Source organism: Rugosibacter aromaticivorans (genome assembly GCF_000934545.1).
Lineage (GTDB): Bacteria > Pseudomonadota > Gammaproteobacteria > Burkholderiales > Rhodocyclaceae > Rugosibacter > Rugosibacter aromaticivorans.
Genome location: NZ_CP010554.1, coordinates 1,237,950 through 1,258,680 on the forward strand (window position 1 = coordinate 1,237,950; position 20,731 = coordinate 1,258,680).

Here is a 20,731-nt window from a genome sequence, read left to right on the forward strand (position 1 = left end):
GATCGCACAGGGCACAAAATCGCATACTGGCTGCGAGGCTGCGCGCTGGCCTCATGTGCGTATTATCCCCCGGCTAGCTAGTCTGCGCTTACAGCGCGGGGGAAAAATTCTTTATCAATACCCTGAGCAGGGCTTCTCCATAGCGGTCGGCCTTGGCCTGGCCAATACCAGGTATATCAAGCAGCTCATCAGTCGAGTGCGGACGTCGCGCGGCGAGTTCGTGCAGGGTGCGATCATGCAAAATCACATAGGCCGGCACGCCTTGTTCGCGCGCACGCTCTGAGCGCCAGGCGCGCAAGGCATCGATGATCGGCGAATGGGTTGCATGGACTGAACTGGTCGCATTGATCGATGTCGAGTGAATGGCAGGCGTCGATGATGGGCGCACTTGCCGTATCGCCTGCGCCAGCGCTGTGCGTCCCTGCGGGAACTTTTTGCGTGTGCGCGCTGCTGCCCGGCGCAGCGATAGTGTGCATTCGCCGCGCAGCAAGGGGCGGGCGGATTCGGTGAGTTGTAATGCGCCATAGGCCTGAGCGTCAGCGTGCAGTAGACCCGTGGCAAGTAGCTGGCGAAATACCGCACGCCAGCCATGATCGTCCAGATCAGCACCCACGCCGAAAGTGGGTAGCTCTTGATGTCCGAATTGTTGAACCTTGTCTGTGGTTTTGCCACGCAATACATCGATTAAATGCCCCGCGCCAAATCGCTGGCCGGTGCGTAATGCTGCCGATAGGGCTTTGCGCGCCGCTTCGGTGCCGTCCCAGATTTCCGGCGGATTCAGACAGGTATCGCAGTTATTGCACGGTGCCGCCGCTTCGCTGAAGTAGTTGAGCAAAAACACGCGCCGACAATCAGTGGTTTCGCACCAGGCCAACAGGGCGTCGAGTTTGCCGCGTTCAACGCGTTTTTGTTCCTCGCCTGCGACGGATTCATCAATGCGCTGGCGATGAATCACGACGTCGTTTAAGCCATAAGCCATCCAGGCTTCGGCGGGTTCGCCATCGCGCCCGGCGCGGCCGGTTTCCTGATAGTAGGCCTCAAGGCTTTTGGGCAGGTCGAGATGCGCGACAAAGCGCACATCGGGCTTGTCGATGCCCATGCCAAAGGCAATGGTGGCGACCATGACGACGGGCTCATCGCGTAAAAACTGTTGTTGATTTTTTTGTCGGGTCGCCGCATCTAACCCGGCGTGGTAAGGCAAAGCGGTGAAGCCTTGAGTACCCAGCCAGGCCGCGGTTTCATCGACTTTCTTGCGCGACAGGCAATACACAATGCCTGCTTCGTTTTGATGGTTAGCCAGAAACTCCAGGAGTTGTTGGCGCGGATTGTCGCGTTCTACCACCAGGTAGCGAATGTTTGGCCGATCAAAACTGGAAATGAAAATACGTGCGCTATCCAGTCCCAGGCGAGTGATGATTTCCTGACGCGTGAGCGCGTCAGCCGTGGCGGTGAGCGCAATGCGCGGAATGTTGGGGTAACGCTGGTGCAGAGCCGAGAGCTGGATGTATTCCGGACGGAAATCATGCCCCCATTGTGAAACGCAATGCGCTTCGTCAATGGCAAACAGCGCGAGCTGTCCCTGCGTATCCAGGTGATCAAGCAGGGAAAGAAAGCGGTCCGTGAGCAGGCGTTCCGGGGCGACATAGATCAAATCCAGCTCGCCACGCAGCAGCCGCTGTTCAGTGGCGCTGGCAGTAGTGTAATCGAGCGATGAGTTCAGGTAAGCCGCTCGCACCCCGGCTTGCAATAAGGCATCCACCTGGTTTTGCATGAGTGCGATGAGCGGAGAGACGACCACTGCCGTGCCCGTGCGCAAAAGGGCGGGGATTTGATAGCACAGTGATTTTCCGCCGCCCGTTGGCATCAAAACCAGGGCGTCACCGCCCGCAATCAGGTGATCAATAATTTCAGCTTGCGGGCCACGAAATGAGGAATAGCCGAAGATGCGGTGCAGTGTTTCGAGTGCGGGGGACATGAGAGGGTTGTACAGCGTTCAGCCAGTCAAAAAAGGGTTTTTCACATTATGCTGTTTATCCTTGGTTCTGAATGAGAAAGAGTGGGGGTAAAGATGCATCGTCTTTCACGGATGGTTTTAGTGGCTTCTTGGGCTTTTTTATTTGTGGCCGGTTTTTGGGTTTCGGTGGGGGGTATGGCTGTGCTGCCTGCCGAGGCTGCGGCGACTGCAGCGGAAGAAACGTTTCCCGTGCCATCGATCGACGCAGCAAAGAAAACAGAGATGTTGCTAGCCAAGGTATGGCAGCATGGCCGCGACCCGGCAGCGTTTTGGGTGAGTGAAAAACTGGATGGTGTACGTGCGATATGGGATGGTCATCAGTTGCGCTTTCGCAGCGGGCGCATCGTGCCTGCACCCGACTGGTTTACTGCCGTTTTGCCCGCACAGCCACTGGATGGCGAGCTTTGGCTGGGGCGTGGCGCATTCGATGCGCTCTCGGCCATCGTGCGTAAAACTCCCCCGGTGGATGCCGAATGGCGTCAGGTGCGTTACATGATTTTCGAGCTGCCTGAGCTGTCGGGAGTGCCGGGTGCCTCGGGGAGTTTTACCCAGCGCGTTGAGCAGATGCGGGTGGTAGTCGACCAAGCGAAAATTCCCTGGTTGCAGGGGGTGCCGCAGTTTCGGGTGGCGAATGCTGCGCAACTCATGGCGCGCTATCGCGAAGTGATAGCCGGTGGCGGGGAAGGCCTCATGCTGCATCGTGCCGATGCGCTGTATCACACGGGGCGCAGCGATGATCTGCTGAAACTCAAACCGGCAGAAGACGCTGAGGCGGTGGTCATTGGCTATCTCCCCGGTAAAGGGCGTTACACAGGCATGGTGGGCGCGCTTCTGGTTGAAAATGCAGAAGGAAAACGCTTCCGCATTGGCAGCGGGCTGGATGAGGCAACGAGGCGCCATCCCCCCGCCGTGGGCGCTACCATTACCTATCGCTATCAGCAGTTGAGCGTCAATGGCATCCCTCGTTTTCCGCGGTACTGGCGGGTGCGCGATGCACTATGAAAAGCAGCACACCGTGAAAAGTCGGCGCTGGCGGGACGGCGATATTGTCTTTCCAGCTGCTTCAGCTGCAAGTGAAAGCATCGTGAATTCTTAGCGCTTTGTTGTTTTTTCCAAAAGGCTTTTGCTATTATTATGGTTAGTGATCTAACTATTAGCCTACTTATCTATTGTGAGTACCCTCGAAGAACGCTTCTCCCGCGCCCTGCACAGCACAGCGCGTGCCTGGCGGTTGGCATTGGATCGCCGACTCAAGTATCTCGGCGTCAGTCAGGCGAGCTGGATGACCATCGCTGTTGCGGCCAGAGCAGATCAGCCGTTGTCGCAAACCGAATTGGCGCAGCGTCTGGCGGTGGAGGGCGCGACGATGGTGGCGATGGTCGACCGGCTGGCAGAGGCCGGTCTGCTGGTGCGCGAGCCTTCAGAGACGGATCGGCGCGTGAACCTGGTAGTTCTGACCAAAGCTGGCAACCAGCTCTATGGCAAGGTAAAAGCTGAAGCAGATGCTTTTAGCAAAGAGCTGCTGGCCACTGTCGATAAAGACAAACTGACAATAGCCATTGAATTGCTGGAGCGATTGCAAATCGCGGTGGAATCCGCACCATGAACAGTGCTACCACCGCCGGCGCTGCGGTGCGTCCCCTCAACCGGGGGATGATTACGCTATCGCTCATGCTGGCCACGGTCATGCAAACGCTTGACAGCACCATTGCCAATGTCGCCTTGCCACATATTCAGGGCAGTCTGTCGGCGTCGCAGGATCAGATCACCTGGGTGCTGACGTCATATATTGTCGCTACGGCGATTGCGACGCCACTGGCTGGCTGGTTGTCTGACAGGTTTGGTCAGAAATATGTCCTGATAAGCTCGGTGGCTGGTTTTGTGCTCTCTTCCATGATGTGTGGCTTATCCACCTCACTGACGCAACTTGTGTTTGCCCGTTTGTTGCAGGGGGCATTCGGTGCCACGCTTATTCCTCTGTCACAAGTCATCCTGATGGAGATCAATCCGAAGGAAAAACAGGGAGCGGCGATGGCGATGTGGGGTATGGGTGTGATGATCGGGCCGATTCTGGGGCCGACGCTGGGCGGTTGGCTGACTGAGAATTATGACTGGCGCTGGGTTTTCTTTGTCAATATTCCGATTGGAGTTGTCGCCCTTTATGGCATGTGGCGTTATATCCGGCATGTGCCGGGTATACGGCGCACACGTTTCGACATGTTCGGTTTTGCTACCTTGAGTATCGCACTTGGCGCGTTACAAATGCTGCTTGATCGCGGCGAGCAGAATGACTGGTTTGCTTCGTTAGAAACCTGGATCGAGGCAATTTTGTTTGCACTGATGTCCGTCTATTTCATCGTGCATACGTTACTGCGGCCGGCAGGCAAATCATTCTTTGATTACCGATTACTGAAGAACCGCAATTATTTCAGCGGATTGGTATTCATTTTCATTGTCGGCATTGTGCTCCTTACGCCGCGTGCCCTGATTCCCAGTTTTTTGCAAAATATGCTGAATTACGAAGTGATGACCGCAGGCTTTCTAACGGCGCCTACCGGTTTTGGCACGATGATATCGATGGTTATTGTCGGTCGACTGGTCGGTCGGGTCGATGTTCGTTTCCTGCTGCTCAGTGGATTCAGCATCACGGCTTTCTCTCTCTGGCAGATGAGTCGCTACACCCTGGTGGTTTCGCAAAGCGATATCGTTTGGCCAGGGGTGATACAAGGCATAGGTATCGGGCTGACTTTCGTGCCCTTGAGTGTGGCTACCTTCGCTACGCTTGCTCCGGAAATGCGTGCCGAAGGCACAGCCATATACAGTCTAATGCGCAATATCGGCAATAGCATCGGCATATCCCTGATGCAAACTCTGCTCGTGCGTAACACACAAATCATGCATGCCTCCTTGGCAGGGAGCGTGAACTACGCTAATCCTGTCTTCCATGATCCTGCCATCGCCACGTTCTATAACCCCGCGACGCCAGCAGGGCTGCTGGCATTGAATGCCGAGATTACCCGGCAAGCCGCGATGATTGCCTATATCAATGATTTCTGGCTGATGTGTCTGATGGCCTTGCTGGTCATTCCATTTCTATTTCTGCTGCGCCCAATGTCAAAGCATGCGCCGGCGAACGTTGAACACGTGGTAATGGAGTAAGTTCATGCAAAAAAATATACGAATGTCATTTTTCTCATTCTCTACCATGCGCTCATTGAACTTTTCTCTTCCGCAAATAATTTGTCTAGGTAGTCTGCTGCTGGCGATCAGCGGTTGCGCCATGATTCCCCCCGATCATGACGTGTTGCCACGGCAGGATTTGGCGAGTGCCCAGCTTGCCGCAGATATCAAGCTGACACATGATAACTGGCCACAAGCGCAATGGTGGACAGGTTACGGCGATGTGCAGTTGGATCGCCTGATGGCACAGGCTTTACAGAATAGTCCTTCGCTGCAAATGACTGCCGCACGGATTGGTGCGGCGCGGGCAGCACTCAATCTGGACTCTGCCGACGAAGGCGTGGATGTCAGCCTCAAGGCAGAGACCAACCGCCAGCGCTATTCGGCGAACGGTTTTTTCCCTGCGCCCATAGGCGGGAGTTATTACACTGAATCGACACTGAAAGTTCTGGCCGGCCATGATTTTGACTGGTGGGGCAAGCGCCGGGCACAGATTGCTGCGGCTTTGGGCGAAGTCAATGCCCGCCATGCTGAGCATGCCCAGGCCGAGCAAACCCTGGCGGCTGCCGTGGCCCAGAGTTACTTCAATTTGCAGGCGCAATGGGCGCGGCTGGATAAGCTGCAACAACGACGCGTCAAGCAAGAAGAGCTGGTAGCTGACAAGGTAAAGCGCATTGCGCACGGCATTGCTTCAATTGATGAGCAGCGGACAGCCGAAGCCGAATTAAACCGTTTGCATAGCGAACAGGCGGCGCTCGATGCGCAACTTGGGCGCGAGCGTGAAGCTTTGCGCGCCTTGCTGGGTGCCGATAGCCGGGCGCTGACCGACCTGACGCCGCAGCCTCTACCTGATATTCCGCATGCACTGCCATCTTCGCTGGGTATTGAACTGCTGGCTCGGCGTCCCGATCTGCAAGCCGCGCGCTGGCGGGTCGAAGCCTCATTGAGCCGTATTGAGGCGGATCAGGCGGGGTTTTATCCAGAGATCAACCTGACCGGTTTCATTGGCCTTGACAGTGTGTCAATGAGTGATCTGTTCAAGGCATCCAGCCGCACGCTGTTCATCGGGCCAGCTCTGAGCCTGCCCTTGTTTGACAGTCGCCGCCTGCAAGCGCGTCTTGGTGTGGCGCGCACCCAACGCAATGAGCTGATCGCCGATTACAACCAGTTGGTTTTCAATGCCGTGCGCGACGTGGCACAGGAAGGCCTGACCTTGCGGGGATTGGAAGTGCGAATTCGCGAACAGACGGCGGCCGCCAATGCGACAGATGCCTTGCTGCGTAGCGCCCGCGCGCGCTTCACGCAAGGATTGGCTGATCGCAGCACGCTGTTGAGTGCAGAACTGGCGGCGCTAAAGGAGCAGGACATCAGCCTGCAAGTGAAAAACCAGCAATTGTTGAGTGAAGTGGCGCTGATCAAGGCATTGGGTGGCGGTTACAGAGCAGAACCCCAAATGGGCAATAAGGTTGAAAACAAGACAGAAAAAAATCCGGCAGATATCGCCTTCAGGAAATGATAGAAATCATGACAACAGAAAACGAAACCTATACGAATGGCAACAAGCGCAAGCGGATGTTGATCGGCGTAACGCTGACTTTTATTCTTGCCATAATCCTTTACGGTCTGTATTACATACGGGTGTTGACGCAGCGGGAAGAGACCGATAACGCGTATGTTGGCGGCAATCTGGTGGTGCTGACATCGCAGATTGCCGGCAGCGTGAGGGAGATTCATGCCGACGAAACAGAACGGGTCGAAGCCGGTGCGGAGATCGTTAAGCTGGATACCATTGATTCCGAGGTGGCATTGCGTGAAGCGGAAGCGCAACTTGGTGCCACAGTAAGGCAATTGCGCGGACAATACGCGGGTATCGCGCAATATGAAGCGCAGGTTCAGCAGCGCAAACTGAGCCTGCAAAAAGCCGAGGAAGATCTCGCCCGCCGCGTGCCATTAGCGGCTGACCATACGCTGTCAGCCGAAGAAGTCACACATGCCCGGCAGACCGTTGCCGATGCTCGCGCCGCGCTTGATATCGCCAGCAAACAGGCAGCAGCGGCACGCGCCGGACTGGCGGGTGTCGATCTGAGCAGGCATCCTAGCGTGCTTGCTGCCAAAGCTGCCTGGGTGCAGGCCTGGATCGCCCTGCGGCGCACCTCGATTCGCGCACCGGTCACCGGCTACATCGCCAAACGCAGCGCGCAAGTGGGTGTCCATGTGGAGCCCGGCACGCCATTGCTGTCCATCGTCCCGCTGAATCAATTGTGGGTGGATGCCAACTTCAAGGAACTTGAGTTGCGCAATATCCGCATTGGTCAGCCAGTCATTATCGAAGCCGATATCTATGGCGGCAAGGTGGAATACCACGGCAAGGTCGCCGGCCTGGCTGCCGGTACCGGGAGTGCCTTTTCCCTGTTGCCGGCGCAAAATGCCACTGGCAACTGGGTCAAGGTGGTGCAGCGTTTGCCAGTGCGCATTACGCTGGATGCACAAGAGTTGGCCAAACACCCCTTGCGTATCGGCCTGTCTACCTTGGTGACGGTTGATACCCATCAGCGTGACGGCAGCATGTTGGGCACGCCGATGCCGGCTGCTCCGGCGTATACCTCGCAGGTACCGGTGCATCCAGTGGCGGAGGGGGAAGCGATTGCCGATAAAATCATCGCTAAAAATCTTGTCGAATAATTTTGTGGCATGAAAGGGTAAGCATGTACCGCAAGATACTGTTGGCTTATGACGGATCCACGTTCAGTACCGCTGCCCTGAAGCAAAGCGCAGAACTGGCTGAGGTATGCAAGGCGGAACTGCACCTGCTAAGTATTGCCGTCACCAGCGGCGGCATGGCGATTGCCGAGGCGGCTGGCGCACAAGACGTATGTGGGCAGGGTGAGAAGGAACTGGAACGCCTCGTGGCGAGCGCCGTGGAAGAACTTCGCGGCCAGCGCCTGACCGTGATTACCTGTATCCGTTACGGCGATCCGGCAGGTGAAATTGCCGCCTATGCCAATCAGATAAAGGCGGACCTGGTCGTGCTCGGCTACGCGCACCGTGGCATTCTGGCGCGCTGGTTCCAGGGCTCGGTCAGTGCCAAGCTGCTGGATCACCTGCCATGCAGCTTGCTGGTGGCAACAGGCACGGACTGAGAATGCGCTCAACTGAAAGTCAACGCCCCAAGGGTGTTTTCCGGCAAGGGGATTGGCTTCGCGGCACCGAGGGGCGCGCTGACGATACGGCGGCGACAAGGGTTTTGCGGTGTTTGAGGTCATTGCCCTACGACCCCAAGCAGGGTTAACACCAGTGGAGCGGTGATTGCGGCAAGTGCTGTGGAAATAACCAGTGAGGCGGCCACGGGGCCTTCCAGTGTTTTGAATTGACGCGACATCAGGTAGACATTCGCTCCCACGGGCAAACTGGCCATGAGCACCACAACGTGTGTTTCCATCGTGGGAATACCCAATGCGATGGCCAGCAACCACACCACCAGCGGCTGCACCATGAGCTTTAAGGTGCAAATGGCAGTACTCAGTTGCCAGCCCGCGCGCATGCCATATTGGGCTAAGCTCATGCCCAGCGCGATGAGCGATAATGGTGCTGCAATCTGAGCCAGCATGGCCAGCGGTGCATCAATCAGCGCAGGAATGTGGCTATCGGTTAAGCCAAACAAGGTGCCACTGATAATGGCAGCCACAATGGGATTGGTAGCGACCGAGCGGAGCGTTTTTGCAAAGCCGGTAAATGAGGGGCTGCCATGCTTTGCCCACTCGATAGAGACGGAGACCAACGTCCATAAAATGAGCGAATTAAATGTCAGGATCAATGCAACCGAGGGTAGGGCCGCTTCACCCAAGGTGGTTTTAGCCAGTGGTAAACCCAGCAACACATTGTTGGAAAAAATTCCGCCAAGAGCAAATACGGACTGTGCTACACCGTCGAGTCGCAGCCAGCGCCAGGCGACAAAACGGCCGATACCAAAAACAATGAGGCAGCCGCCGAAAAAAGCAATCAGCAAACGGGCATCCACGGGCGGCAGGCGAGAAAAATCGCTCATCATGCGAAAGAGCATGGCGGGTAGCGCGATTGAAAACACGAAGCGGCTTAAGCCTTCAGCCACCGATGGAGGCCAATGAAACCAGCGCACCGGCGCGTAGCCTATGACAACTAGGGCGAATAGCGGTGTTGCAAGGACAAGGTGATGAAAAAACGTGGATATCATGAAAAGTCGGCGCTGGTAAGACGGCAAAGTGAATGGTTGGGGTGCAGTGTGCTATAGCTAATCGACTATGGCTGCTGTTTGATGCGATAAATGGCAGTTTATCCGGTGTGGGTTTCGCCGTTCCATGCGAAACTTCGCGTCTTCCTTGTGAATCATCGTAATGGAGTTGCTTATGGCGGGCTTACCCGAGATAACCAATATGGCACTGTTCTGCGATTTCGAGAACATTGCGCTGGGCGTGCGCGACGCAAAATACGCCCAGTTCGACATCAAGAAAGTGTTGGAGCGGCTGCTGCTCAAGGGCAGCATTGTGGTCAAGAAAGCCTATTGCGACTGGGCGCGCTACAAGGAATTCAAGGCGCCGATGCATGAAGCTTCGTTCGAGTTGATCGAGATTCCGCATGTGCGCCAGTCAGGCAAGAATTCAGCCGATATCCGCATGGTGGTCGATGCGCTTGATCTTTGTTATACCAAAGCGCATGTCGATACCTTCGTCATCATTAGCGGCGACTCGGATTTCTCGCCCTTGGTTTCCAAACTACGCGAGAACAACAAGCATGTGATCGGCGTCGGTGTGAAGGCGGCGACCTCTGACTTGCTGTCGGCTAATTGCGACGAGTTCATTTTCTACGACGATCTGGTGCGCGAGCAGGAAGCGAAAAAGACACGCAGCGCGAAGAAGGCGCCAGCAAAAACGACGACGGCTAAATCAGCCGCAAGCAAGGCCGAGGAGAAACCCGAGGATTCCAAGCCCGAGGAGACCAAGCGCGAGGAAGCGCTCGATCTGCTGGTCGAAACGGTCGAGGCGCTGCTTGCCGAACGCGGTGGCGAGGCGACCTTGTGGGGCTCGATGGTCAAGCCCACCTTGCAACGGCGCAAGCCGGGGTTTACCGAATCTTATTATGGCTACCGTTCATTTCGCGATTTATTGGAGGACGCCAAAAAGCGCAAACTGCTCATCGTCGAGCGCGATGAAAAATCGGGTCAGTATGCTATTCGATTGCCGATGGATGATTAACTTTATAAACGTCAGGTGGTATGAGTAGTGAAATAAAACCCGAGCAGTCCCGTGAGCTTTTGCAAGCGCTGCATATTCTTACCCGTGATGGAAAGCTGAATCAGGACAGCCGCCGCAAGCTCAAGCAAATCTATCACCTGGTCCATTTCATCGAACCGCTGTTGGTTGAAGTCATGCGCGAGGGTGGCGATGTGACGCTGGCTGATCACGGTGCTGGCAAGTCTTATCTTGGTTTTATTTTGTACGATTTATTTTTTAAATCGCGTGACAAAGGCACGCTCTACGGTATTGAGCGACGTGCCGAGCTGGTGGCCCAATCAGAGGCCCTGGCACTGCGACTGGCTTTTTCGCGCATGGCATTTCTTAATCTGTCAGTTGAAGCGTCAGTGACTTCACCTGCTTTGCCTAGTCGCATTGACATCGTGACCGCGCTACACGCGTGTGACACGGCAACGGATGATGCAATTCGCTTTGCCTTGCACAAGGAAGCGCAGTTCATTGTGTTAGTGCCTTGCTGCCAGGCGGAGGTGGCTGCTGTTTTGCGGCAGAACAAAAATGTGTCATTTGCAAAAACACCGCTGTCTGAAATCTGGCGGCATCCGGTTCACACGCGTGAATTCGGCAGCCAGCTGACGAATGTGCTGCGTTGTCTGCTGCTCGAATCCCACGGGTATGAACTGACGGTGACCGAGCTGGTGGGCTGGGAGCATTCGATGAAAAACGAGCTCATCATCGCCCGTCGCGGGAGTGTCCCGCGCGGTAACGCGCGGCAGCGCATCGGGCAGATATTGCATGAGTTGAATCTGGACGAACTGTCAGACCGTTTTGCTTACTGAATCGCACCCCCCAGCTTTGAATCTGACCGCAGGGAATGCAGAGCCGTTTCTGGACAGCGCTGAATGCTTTGCACTGCTCGACGATAATGGAGCGAGTGCGGAGTTGCCGCGCTCGCGCCTATACACGGGGCACGTCACGACGCTGCGCTGTGCCAACGCTGCAAAATTTTCTGCGCTGCTGGAAGAAATGCAGCGGCTGCAAGGACAGGGGCTGCATGCCGTCGGGCTGTTCACGTATGAGCTGGGTGCCGCTTTGCAGGGCATTGCGCTGCCGCCAGGACATGAACTGGCGCAAATTCTTCTGTTCCGGAACTGCCGGCATTTGTCAGCCGCCGAGGTTGACGCGTGGCTTGACCAGCGCGCGGGCGCGGCTGGCGATGCCATCGCGGGGGTGACCGGACTCACGCCCAGCGTGAGCGAAGCCGAGTTCACGGAAGCTATTGCGCGGATTCATCGCTACATCGAAACGGGCGACACTTATCAGGTCAATTACACCTATCGCTTGCGCTTCGAAGTGTATGGCGCGCTGATTGCGTTGTACCGGCGCTTGCGGGTGCGCCAGCCGGTGCCTTTTGGCGCGCTGATTGCGCTGGCCGATGGCCGCGCGGTGCTGTCATTTTCTCCCGAACTGGCTGTGCGGCACAACGCTGGCCGCTTGAGCGCGCTGCCGATGAAGGGCACGGCAGCGGCAGCGGACGACCCGGGCGAAAATGCCGCGCGCGCTGCCGCGCTGTCCGCCGATCCGAAGAACCGCGCTGAAAACCTGATGATCGTCGATCTGCTGCGCAATGATTTCGGTCGTATCGCCCGGCTCGGCTCGGTGTGCGTGCCGGAACTTTTCAGCGTCGCGCGCTACGGCCAGGTGTTGCAGATGACATCGACAGTTGAGGCCGATGTTGAACCCACGCTGACCCTGACGCATGTGCTGGCCGCTTTATTACCTGCGGGCTCGGTTACCGGTGCGCCAAAACGCCGCACGCTGGAAATCATCAGTGAATTGGAAACAGCGCCGCGGAGTTACTACACGGGCGCCATCGGTTGGTTTGATGCGCCGCAGAAGGGCCGCACGCTGGGCGATTTTTGTCTGTCGGTGCCCATCCGCACGCTTTTGCTCGCTGCGCCTGATGCCGGAGAACGGCACGCCGGTGAAATGGGTGTTGGGGCGGGCATCGTGCATGACAGTACGGCTGCAGCCGAGTTTCGCGAATGCGGGTTGAAGGCGGGTTTTTTGACCGGCCTGGGTCATGAGTTCGAGCTGTTTGAAACGATGTGCGCAACACAGGCTGCTGGTTGCCGCTTGCTTGAACCGCATCTGCAGCGGCTCGCGGCCTCGGCCCGTTATTTTGGTTTTCGCTACGACGAAGCCAGCCTGCGCGAAAAGCTCGCGGCAGCCTGCGCGCAGTTGCCGCCGCAGTCCCCGCATCGCCTGCGCCTGGCGCTCGACCACGCGGGCACGGTGCGTCTGGAGTGCGCGCCGCTGGGCGCCCTGAACACACCGGTCACCCTGCTCCTGGCGCAGGAGCCAGTCCGCATCGAGCCGCTATTTTTGCGCCACAAGACCACCCATCGGGCGCGCTATGATGCTGCATGGCATGCGGCCGAAGCGGCTGGCGCGTTCGATGTGCTGTTCTGCAATGACCGCGGCGAAGTTACCGAAGGCGCACGCAGCACGTTATTCGTCAAACTTTCCGGTCGTTGGCACACGCCACCGCTTGCCAGCGGCCTGCTGCCCGGCGTGATGCGGCGTGTAATCCTCGACGATCCGGCGTGGGCGGCGACGGAGAGGCCGCTAACGCTGGATGATCTGCGCGCGGCCGAGGAGGTAATCGTCTGCAATGCCTTACGCGGCGTGCTTCCGGCGCTGATTGACTGGCAGGGCCGGGCCGATTTGTAACACGCGCATGCCTGGTGTCGTCGAATATTCAGATGCCTGTTGAACAGCCCGAAAATCCGGATAGCTGAAAAAAATTAACTGTTTCGATTAGTCGCGCTGGTCTGCAAGAGCGAGCTCGAACAAGTCGCGCTTCAGCGTCAGTTGCTGCGGCATACGGCTTTTCAGCTTGTCAAACCATTCGGCATGCAGTTTGAGTTCTTCGCGCCAGGCGGCAGTATCGATTGCGGCAAGTTGCTCGAACCCTGTTTTTGAAACATTGTCATTGCCGCTCCAGTCAAGGTCTTCGAAGCGGGGAACCCAGCCCAGTGCCGTTTGTTTTGCATCGGCGCGCCCGTTGCACCGCTCGACAATCCATTTCAGTACGCGCATGTTTTCGCCAAAACCAGGCCACATGAAGTTGCCTGCCGCATCCTGGCGGAACCAGTTGACCGTAAAAATGCGTGGCGTGTGCTCGATCTGGTGGCCGATCTTTAGCCAGTGATTGAAATAATCGCCCATGTGATAACCGCAGAAGGGCAGCATGGCGAAGGGGTCGCGGCGTACGACGCCTTGCGCACCTGTCGCCGCTGCTGTGGTTTCCGAGCCCAGCGTGGCCGCCATATAGACACCATAGTTCCAGTTGAAGGCTTCGAAGACCAGCGGTACGGTGGTGGCGCGGCGACCACCGAAGATGAAGGCCGAGATGGGCACGCCCGCAGGGTTTTCCCAGTCCGGGTCGATCGATGGACACTGTGCGGCCGGTGCGGTGAAGCGCGAATTGGGGTGTGCGGCCTTGCGCCCGGCCTTGCCGTCTGCGGGCGTCCAGTCCTTGCCCTGCCAGTCGATCAGATGCGCGGGCGGTTCTTTGCTCATGCCTTCCCACCACACATCGCCGTCATCGGTGAGCGCGACATTGGTGAAAATGATGTTTTCCTTCAGCGTTGCCATGGCATTGAAGTTGGTCTTTTCCGAGGTGCCGGGGGCGACACCGAAAAAACCGGATTCGGGATTGATGGCGTAAAGCCGCCCATCCTTGCCCGGCTTGATCCAGGCAATGTCGTCGCCCACGGTTGTCACCTTCCAGCCGCCGAGACTCTGGGGTGGAATCAGCATGGCGAAATTCGTCTTGCCGCAGGCCGAGGGGAAGGCGGCGGCAACGTAGGATTTCTCCCCTTGTGGCGACTCAACGCCAAGAATCAGCATGTGCTCGGCGAGCCAGCCTTCGTCACGCGCCATGGTCGAAGCGATGCGCAACGCAAAACATTTCTTGCCCAGCAGCGCATTGCCGCCGTAACCGGAGCCGAAGGACCAGATTTCGCGTGTTTCGGGAAAGTGGCAGATGTATTTGGTCTTGTTGCACGGCCATTTCACATCCTTTTCGCCCGCTGCGAGCGGGTGGCCGACACTGTGCAAACAGGGCACGAATTCGCCGTCTGTGCCCAGTTGATCGATCACCGCGCGGCCCATGCGGGTCATGATGCGCATGTTCACCACAACATAGGGACTGTCGGAAAGTTCGATGCCGATATGGGCGATGGGTGAACCAATGGGGCCCATCGAGAACGGAATCACATACATCGCACGGCCGCGCATGCAGCCTTTGAACAGGCCGCGCAGCGTCGCCTTCATTTTTGCCGGGTCTTCCCAGTTGTTGTTGGGACCGGCATCTTCCGGGTCGGTGGTGCAGACGTAGGTGCGGTCTTCGACGCGCGCGACGTCGGAAGGGTCGGATAGCGCAAGGTAAGAGTTCGGACGTTTGACAGGGTTGAGTTGCTTCATGCTGCCAGTGGCGACCATCTGCGCAAAAAGGGTGTCGGCTTCTTCTTGTGATCCATCACACCACATAACCCGATCAGGTTCAGTCAGCGCGGCGACTTCAGCAATCCACTGAATGAGTCTGGTGTGCTTAATGTAGCCAGGGGCATCGGCCAAAGGTGATTTTTTCATGAGGCAAGGGATCTCCAAGGATTAAATCGTCAATTCGTTATCATGTTAATCCACGTTAACTTACTAACTTATTAACTTATGAACGCTCCGCTTGGCACCGCAAGGCTAAGTGATCAGGGGGGTAGGGATCACCAGCTTTCGGTTGGCCGCGTCGCGATAGTGGCGTTGCGGATGCTGCGTTGGTGCGGGGTGAGCACCAGGTTGCTAGCATGCGGAAATGGTTATTTCCCCACTATATCATGATGCGTCATCGATGGTCATCCGATAATCACTTGATAGTTGAAGATGGATCGATTCTCGTTAGAAGTTACACAACCTACAGAAGCATACACAATACGACTGGTTATTCACCTTTGCCAAAAAGTCGGCGCTGGTGACACGGCAGTAGAATGAGATTTTGGACATGCCTCGCGTGACAAACGAAAGATGACCAAGCGGCCTCAGATTGCATTAATTCTTACCGGTGGTGGTGCGCGGGCGGCATATCAGGTCGGTGTGCTCAAGGCGGTGCGTGAACTGTTACCCGAGCCGCGACGTAATCCGTTTCAGATACTTTGTGGTACTTCGGCTGGTGCGATCAATGCCGCAACGATGGCGACATGGGCCGAGAATTTTGGTGCCGGGGTCGATCATCTGTGTCATGTGTGGGAAAATTTCCATGCCCATCAGGTGTATCGCACGGATGTTCTGGGGGTGGCGAGCTCAGGTGCGCGCTGGCTGGCTGCGCTGATGTTTGGTTGGGTGACGCACCGTGCTCCGCGCTCATTACTCGATAACTCGCCCTTGCGTCAATTGTTAACCGATAGCTTGGACTTTAATCGGATTGAGCGGGCTATTGAAAGCCAGGCGTTACATTCGGTGAGTATTACTTGTTCTGGTTATTCGAGCGGGCAGAGTGTGACGTTTTTTCAAGGGCGCGCTGATCTTGAGCCTTGGCAGCGAAGCCAGCGGGTAGGGGCGCATGTCAGGCTGAACTTGGATCATCTGATGGCATCGAGTGCGATTCCCTTTGTTTTCCCCGCCGTGAAGATCAATCGCGAATGGTTTGGCGATGGATCGATGCGACAAACAGCCCCTATTTCTCCGGCCATCCACCTGGGTGCGGACAAAGTGCTGGCGATCGGTGCGGGCCGCCTGCATGAGGAGCATGTGCGTCCACGCATCGCGACCTATCCTTCGCTGGCACAGATCGCCGGCCATGTGTTGTCCAGTATTTTTCTGGATAGTCTGTCTGTTGACCTTGAACGGCTGATTCGAATAAATCATACGATCTCACTGATACCCGAAGCGATACGTCACCAGCAAGGAACAACACTGCGCCCGATAGAGGTGCTCGTGATTTCGCCTTCTGAGCGTCCTGACCATCTTGCAGCGCGGTATGCCTGGGCTTTACCTTGGCCAGTGCGGATGTTGTTGCGAGGTATTGGGGCCATGAATCGCAATGGCGGGGCGCTGATTAGTTATTTGCTCTTTGAACGAGCGTACACTCGCGCCTTGATCGATCTTGGATACCACGACACGCTGATGCAACGCGAAAAAATTATAAAATTTCTAGACACCGACGGTGGGCAAGAGAATGACGAAGCACAAGAAAAAGAGCAAGATTCCGCTTGAAATTTCAGGTCTAACCGATTAAATCAAATGAAGATTGGTGTTAGTATCAAGCCATGAGCACTCGGTAAAGGGTACCGTTAATGAAAAAAATGCTTCTCATGCTGCTGGCAACCGCTGTTGTTAGTATGGGCGTCACGCCCATGGTTGCGCAAGCAGCATACAAAAAGAAACTCGTGCACGTCACCCTGCATGGCAAGCAAGCCGTCCATGTCAAGCAGAAGAAACGTGTGAGGCATGCAAAGGCTGTCAGGGCGGTTCGACAGAGACGGCTGTCTTCGAGTGTCACCGATAGCCCGCAGAGCCTTGCCTTGCAATCGACTGCGGTGCTGGTGCAGGATCAGAGTACCGGGGCAGTGTTGTACGAAAAAAACGCGAATGCGGTATTACCCATTGCATCGATTACCAAGTTGATGACGGCCATGGTGGCCTTGGATGCCAAGCCGGACCTTAAAGAAACCCTGACTATTGGCGAAGAAGACGTGGATACGCTCAAAGGTACCCATTCGCGTCTGAGCGTGGGTACTCAGTTATCGCGAGAAGAAATGTTACGCCTGGCACTCATGTCTTCAGAGAATCGTGCGGCTTCTGCCCTGTCGCGTCATTATCCGGGTGGTCAAAAAACGTTTGTCGCAGCGATGAACACCAAGGCAAGAGCACTGGGGCTCGCTGATACGCATTTTTTTGATCCGACCGGACTCACCCCAACGAATGTCTCCAGCCCGCGAGATTTAGCCAAAATGGTTGATGCGGCGCACCAGTATCCGTTGATCCGTGAATTCACGACCACCGTGGGAGAAGAAGTGAATGTCGCAGGGCGATCGCAACAGTTTCGCAATACCAATGCACTGGTTAAAAGTCCGGCATGGGACATCGGGTTGTCAAAAACCGGATATATCAGCGAAGCGGGCCGCTGTTTGGTGATGCAGGCCTGGATCAACAGTAAACCGGTCATCATCGTTCTGCTCGATTCCGTAGGAAAAATGACTCGCTTTGGCGATGCTAACCGCATCAAGCGCTGGGTTGAAGCCGCAGCGGCGCCACGCTTGCCGACGAGTTGATTCATCATGCAAACAACGCGTTTGACACGTTTCGTCGTTGTTTTTTAGCCGCTGTTGCGTAATCCGGCAGCGATGCCGTTGATGCTGAGGTGGATGCCGCGTTGCACTTTTTCATCGGTAGTACCGGCGCGAAAACGGCGCAGCAGCTCGACTTGCAGATGGTTGAGTGGGTCGATGTATGGAAAGCGGTTGCGAATAGATCGTTTTAATGGCGGGTTGCTGTCAAGCAATTCGTTTGTCTGCGTAATTTCAAGTAACGCATCAATGGCCGCCTGCCTCTCGGCTTTCAGGCGCGGGAAAATGGCGCGGCGCAATGCCTCGTCGCTAACCAATTCCGAATAGCGCTCTGCAATGGCAATATCGCTTTTTGCCAGAACCATATCCATGTTGGAAAGCAGCGTGCGAAAGAATCCCCATTCCCGATTCATGCGGCAAAGCAGTTGCATGCCGACTTCGCCTCGTGTGGCTTTCCATTTTGCCACGGCAGTACCGAAGCCAAACCAGCCCGGCAGCATGAGACGACATTGCGCCCAGGAAAAGACCCACGGAATCGCCCGTAAATCTTCGATCGCGGTGCTGTGCTTGCGTGAGGCGGGACGGCTGCCAATGTTAAGAGAAGCAATTTCGGCAATGACAGTGGACTCCCAAAAATACTGCTCAAAGCCGGGTGTGTCGTAAACCAATGACCGATAGGCGCTAAAGGCGCTGGCTGAGAGGGTTTCCATGGCGGCAAGAAATTCTGGCGGCGGGTTATCAAACACCCGTGGCAGCAACGTGGCTTCAAGCGTGGCGGCAGCAAGAATTTCCAGATTACGGTGACCGAGTTCCGGGTTGGCGTATTTTGAGGCAATGACTTCGCCTTGCTCGGTAATGCGTATTTGTCCTTGTACTGCGCCTTGCGGCTGGGCGAGAATCGCCTGATAGCTGGGCCCGCCGCCACGGCCTACCGAGCCACCCCGCCCGTGAAACAGGCGCAGGCGAACACCGTGGCGGGCGAAAATAGCGGTGAGGGCAATCTCGCTGCGATATAACGCCCAGCCAGAGGTCAAAAAGCCGCCATCCTTGTTACTGTCCGAATAACCCAGCATGATTTCCTGCCAGCTTCCACGGCTGTCCAGCAGCTGTTTGTAAAGTGGCAAGGATAATAATTGATCCATCACTTCCGCTGCGTTTTCAAGGTCGCTAATCGTTTCGAACAGCGGCACGATATTCACATCCAGCGCATGGTCAAGTGGCCGTAACAACCCGGCTTCTTTAAGTAGCACAGCCACTTCAAGCATATCGGATACGCTGCTGGCCTTGGAAATAATGACGTTCTCGATCGACGCTCGACCATAGCGCTGATGAATCTGGCCGGCAGTATGAAAGATGGCCAGTTCGCTTTGTGTCTCGGTCGAGTAAGTCACAGAAGGCGCGGTAAGCGGCCGGGGCGTGGCGAGTTCGTCAAGCAATAGTTTGATGCGAGCGGCTTCATCGAGCGCGAGATAGTCGGTGCCAGGGCAGGCGATAGCAAGTAGCTCCGCTACGGTGCGGGCGTGTACCTCGGAATTTTGGCGCAGATCAAGGGGCGCCAAGTGAAAGCCAAAAATGGCAATGCTACGGCGAAGATGGCGCAAACGACCACGGGCGAGCAGGGTTGACTTGTGGTTTATTAACGAGCCATGCAGAACATCCAGATCTGCAGCGAACTCAGCGGCATTGGCATAAGGCTCAGCGGTACCCACAGGATGGCGTGGTGCTTCGAGTTCATCTAGTTGCTGTGCGGTGGCGGCCAGGCGCGCATACATGCCGGCAATGGCGCGGCGGTACGGCTCGTCATCGCGATGCGGACTGTGATCGGGTGAGCGGGCTACCAGCGCTTTTAAGGCATCGGAAATATCAACCAGAGAGGCGGTGAGCGACAGCTCAGCGCCCAGCCGATGGAGTTGTTCTAGTTGGTGGCTGAGGGCTTTGCGGCTTTGCGCGCGCACAGCCGCCAGTAATACGTCTGCGGTAACGAAGGGGTTGCCATCGCGGTCGCCACCGATCCACGAGCCGGGGTGTAAAAATGGTTTCAGTTCATCTTTTGTCCAGTGGGGCACGATGAGCGCAAGATGGTCTTCCAGCCGGTTATATAGCTGAGGTAGCTCGCGCAAGAATGTGGTGTCGTAAAACGTCAGCGCATTGGCAATTTCATCCGCGACTGAAAGCTTGACCCGGCGCAGCATGCGCGTCTGCCATAGCGTCAGCACAGCACGGCGAATGGCTTCTTCGTCTTCTTGCATTTCATCGGGGGTGAGCTCGTTGCGGTCGCGCGCATCAAGCAAGCGGGCGATTTCCCATTGGCAGTCGAGAATGCTTTTACGCTGAACTTCCGTCGGGTGTGCAGTGAGCACCGGGGAAACTTTTGCCTGCGCGAAAAAATCGGAAAAACCGTGGGCATCAATGCCGGCTTCTTGTGCGCGGGCAATCGCCATCTCCAGGCTGCCTTCGCGGGGTTTTGCGCCGGCCAATGCATGAGCGCGGGCACGGCGCAGGTGGTGCTGATCTTCTGCAATATTGGCGAGATGCGAAAAGTAGCTAAAGGCCCGGGCGACTTGGGTCGTGTGGTCGTTAGGCAATGCGGCGAGCAGGGCTTCTAGCTGATCGCGTGCGGCCAGGTCGTCATGCCGGTGAAAACGTATCGCTAGCTGGCGAATGTGCTCAACTGTATCGAAGGCGTCATTGCCTTCCTGTTGACGCAGGGTATCGCCCAGGAGCCGGCCAAGAAAGCGGATATCTTCGCGTAAGGGTGCCTCTTTGTCTTCGGTAGAATGGTCGGCAGTGATCATGGGTTCATAGAAATTCAGTCGTGTTGTCGAGTTGTCGACGGGCAAAAAGTCGGCGTTGGTGAGACGGCGACAAGGTGACATGTTGGCATGGCTGAAAGCGCAAGCGATCAATCGGGCAATGATAAACTCATCGCATCCTTGTTTCCTTTCTTCGGCCATGAACTTTTTATA

Annotated in this window: 15 protein-coding genes; 11 read left to right on the top strand and 4 right to left on the bottom strand. The window is 56.3% G+C overall.

The genetic code is table 11. The features are described 5' to 3' along the window. Positions 1 to 88: 88 nt before the first annotated feature. Positions 89 to 1,975 (bottom strand): DNA helicase RecQ, encoded by a 1,887-nt coding sequence (recQ, locus tag PG1C_RS06180; RefSeq protein ID WP_202636516.1) that lies wholly within the window; start codon positions 1,973 to 1,975, stop codon positions 89 to 91. A 93-nt stretch (positions 1,976 to 2,068) separates the two neighbouring features. Between recQ and PG1C_RS06185 the strand changes: the two genes are divergently transcribed. The 6 genes from PG1C_RS06185 (at position 2,069) to PG1C_RS06210 (ending at position 8,334) form a co-directional block, all read left to right on the top strand. Next, positions 2,069 to 3,016, top strand: a complete 948-nt coding sequence (locus PG1C_RS06185) for a DNA ligase (protein ID WP_237218308.1) — start codon at positions 2,069 to 2,071, stop codon at positions 3,014 to 3,016. Between the two features lie 169 nt (positions 3,017 to 3,185). Then, a complete protein-coding gene (locus PG1C_RS06190) occupies positions 3,186 to 3,620 on the top strand; it encodes a MarR family winged helix-turn-helix transcriptional regulator (protein ID WP_202636517.1) in 435 nt (144 codons plus the stop codon). After that, positions 3,617 to 5,173, top strand: coding sequence for a DHA2 family efflux MFS transporter permease subunit (locus PG1C_RS06195; RefSeq protein ID WP_202636518.1), 1,557 nt, complete (start codon positions 3,617 to 3,619; stop codon positions 5,171 to 5,173). The genes PG1C_RS06190 and PG1C_RS06195 overlap by 4 nt, the downstream gene beginning before the upstream one ends. 4 nt (positions 5,174 to 5,177) lie before the next feature. After that, positions 5,178 to 6,710 carry an efflux transporter outer membrane subunit gene (locus PG1C_RS06200; RefSeq protein ID WP_237218309.1) on the top strand — a complete coding sequence of 511 codons (1,533 nt, stop codon included), beginning with the start codon at positions 5,178 to 5,180 and terminating at the stop codon, positions 6,708 to 6,710. An 8-nt stretch (positions 6,711 to 6,718) separates the two neighbouring features. Further along, the gene (locus PG1C_RS06205; protein ID WP_202636519.1) at positions 6,719 to 7,876 is read left to right on the top strand and encodes an HlyD/EmrA/EmrK family protein; all 1,158 of its coding nucleotides are present in this window, start codon (positions 6,719 to 6,721) and stop codon (positions 7,874 to 7,876) included. 23 nt (positions 7,877 to 7,899) lie between these two features. Next, positions 7,900 to 8,334 carry a universal stress protein gene (locus PG1C_RS06210; protein ID WP_202636520.1) on the top strand — a complete coding sequence of 145 codons (435 nt, stop codon included), beginning with the start codon at positions 7,900 to 7,902 and terminating at the stop codon, positions 8,332 to 8,334. Positions 8,335 to 8,453: 119 nt separating this feature from the next. Here PG1C_RS06210 and PG1C_RS06215 read toward each other — a convergent pair whose 3' ends face one another. Further along, positions 8,454 to 9,404, bottom strand: a complete 951-nt coding sequence (locus PG1C_RS06215) for an AEC family transporter (RefSeq protein WP_202636521.1) — start codon at positions 9,402 to 9,404, stop codon at positions 8,454 to 8,456. Between the two features lie 172 nt (positions 9,405 to 9,576). Here PG1C_RS06215 and PG1C_RS06220 point away from each other — a divergent pair, with 172 nt between their 5' ends. Genes PG1C_RS06220 through PG1C_RS06230 form a run of 3 tightly spaced genes read left to right on the top strand, consistent with a single transcriptional unit; the run spans position 9,577 to position 13,152 of the window. Next, positions 9,577 to 10,422 carry an NYN domain-containing protein gene (locus PG1C_RS06220; RefSeq protein ID WP_202636522.1) on the top strand — a complete coding sequence of 282 codons (846 nt, stop codon included), beginning with the start codon at positions 9,577 to 9,579 and terminating at the stop codon, positions 10,420 to 10,422. 20 nt (positions 10,423 to 10,442) lie between these two features. Beyond that, on the top strand, positions 10,443 to 11,258 hold the full coding sequence (locus PG1C_RS06225) for a class I SAM-dependent methyltransferase (RefSeq protein ID WP_202636523.1): 816 nt from the start codon (positions 10,443 to 10,445) through the stop codon (positions 11,256 to 11,258). A gap of 16 nt (positions 11,259 to 11,274) precedes the next feature. Continuing rightward, positions 11,275 to 13,152, top strand: coding sequence for a chorismate-binding protein (locus tag PG1C_RS06230; RefSeq protein ID WP_237218310.1), 1,878 nt, complete (start codon positions 11,275 to 11,277; stop codon positions 13,150 to 13,152). Between the two features lie 87 nt (positions 13,153 to 13,239). On the opposite strand, the gene PG1C_RS06235 is transcribed toward PG1C_RS06230, so the two are convergent. Next, positions 13,240 to 15,078: a phosphoenolpyruvate carboxykinase (GTP) gene (locus PG1C_RS06235; RefSeq protein ID WP_202636524.1), complete on the bottom strand. Its 1,839-nt coding sequence runs from the start codon at positions 15,076 to 15,078 to the stop codon at positions 13,240 to 13,242. Between the two features lie 426 nt (positions 15,079 to 15,504). On the opposite strand from PG1C_RS06235, the gene PG1C_RS06240 reads away from it, so the two are divergent. Beyond that, complete coding sequence (locus tag PG1C_RS06240) at positions 15,505 to 16,692, top strand: patatin-like phospholipase family protein (protein WP_202636525.1); 1,188 nt, start codon at positions 15,505 to 15,507, stop codon at positions 16,690 to 16,692. Positions 16,693 to 16,772: 80 nt separating this feature from the next. Beyond that, positions 16,773 to 17,750 carry a D-alanyl-D-alanine endopeptidase gene (pbpG, locus tag PG1C_RS06245; protein WP_202636526.1) on the top strand — a complete coding sequence of 326 codons (978 nt, stop codon included), beginning with the start codon at positions 16,773 to 16,775 and terminating at the stop codon, positions 17,748 to 17,750. A 44-nt stretch (positions 17,751 to 17,794) separates the two neighbouring features. Here the strand turns inward: pbpG and ppc are convergent, their stop codons facing one another. Then, a complete protein-coding gene (gene ppc, locus PG1C_RS06250) occupies positions 17,795 to 20,560 on the bottom strand; it encodes a phosphoenolpyruvate carboxylase (RefSeq protein ID WP_202636950.1) in 2,766 nt (921 codons plus the stop codon). Between the last annotated feature and the right edge of the window lie 171 nt (positions 20,561 to 20,731).

Bases quoted from the DNA above. Each gene is read 5' to 3' on its own strand.
- pbpG (WP_202636526.1), top strand. From the start codon at position 16,773: ATGAAAAAAATGCTTCTCATGCTGCTGGCAACCGCTGTTGTTAGTATG.
- ppc (WP_202636950.1), bottom strand. From the start codon at position 20,560: ATGATCACTGCCGACCATTCTACCGAAGACAAAGAGGCACCCTTACGC.
- PG1C_RS06220 (WP_202636522.1), top strand. From the start codon at position 9,577: ATGGCGGGCTTACCCGAGATAACCAATATGGCACTGTTCTGCGATTTC.
- PG1C_RS06185 (WP_237218308.1), top strand. From the start codon at position 2,069: ATGCATCGTCTTTCACGGATGGTTTTAGTGGCTTCTTGGGCTTTTTTA.
- PG1C_RS06240 (WP_202636525.1), top strand. From the start codon at position 15,505: ATGACCAAGCGGCCTCAGATTGCATTAATTCTTACCGGTGGTGGTGCG.
- recQ (WP_202636516.1), bottom strand. From the start codon at position 1,975: ATGTCCCCCGCACTCGAAACACTGCACCGCATCTTCGGCTATTCCTCA.
- PG1C_RS06235 (WP_202636524.1), bottom strand. From the start codon at position 15,078: ATGAAAAAATCACCTTTGGCCGATGCCCCTGGCTACATTAAGCACACC.
- PG1C_RS06195 (WP_202636518.1), top strand. From the start codon at position 3,617: ATGAACAGTGCTACCACCGCCGGCGCTGCGGTGCGTCCCCTCAACCGG.
- PG1C_RS06215 (WP_202636521.1), bottom strand. From the start codon at position 9,404: ATGATATCCACGTTTTTTCATCACCTTGTCCTTGCAACACCGCTATTC.
- PG1C_RS06225 (WP_202636523.1), top strand. From the start codon at position 10,443: ATGAGTAGTGAAATAAAACCCGAGCAGTCCCGTGAGCTTTTGCAAGCG.
- PG1C_RS06200 (WP_237218309.1), top strand. From the start codon at position 5,178: ATGCAAAAAAATATACGAATGTCATTTTTCTCATTCTCTACCATGCGC.
- PG1C_RS06210 (WP_202636520.1), top strand. From the start codon at position 7,900: ATGTACCGCAAGATACTGTTGGCTTATGACGGATCCACGTTCAGTACC.
- PG1C_RS06205 (WP_202636519.1), top strand. From the start codon at position 6,719: ATGACAACAGAAAACGAAACCTATACGAATGGCAACAAGCGCAAGCGG.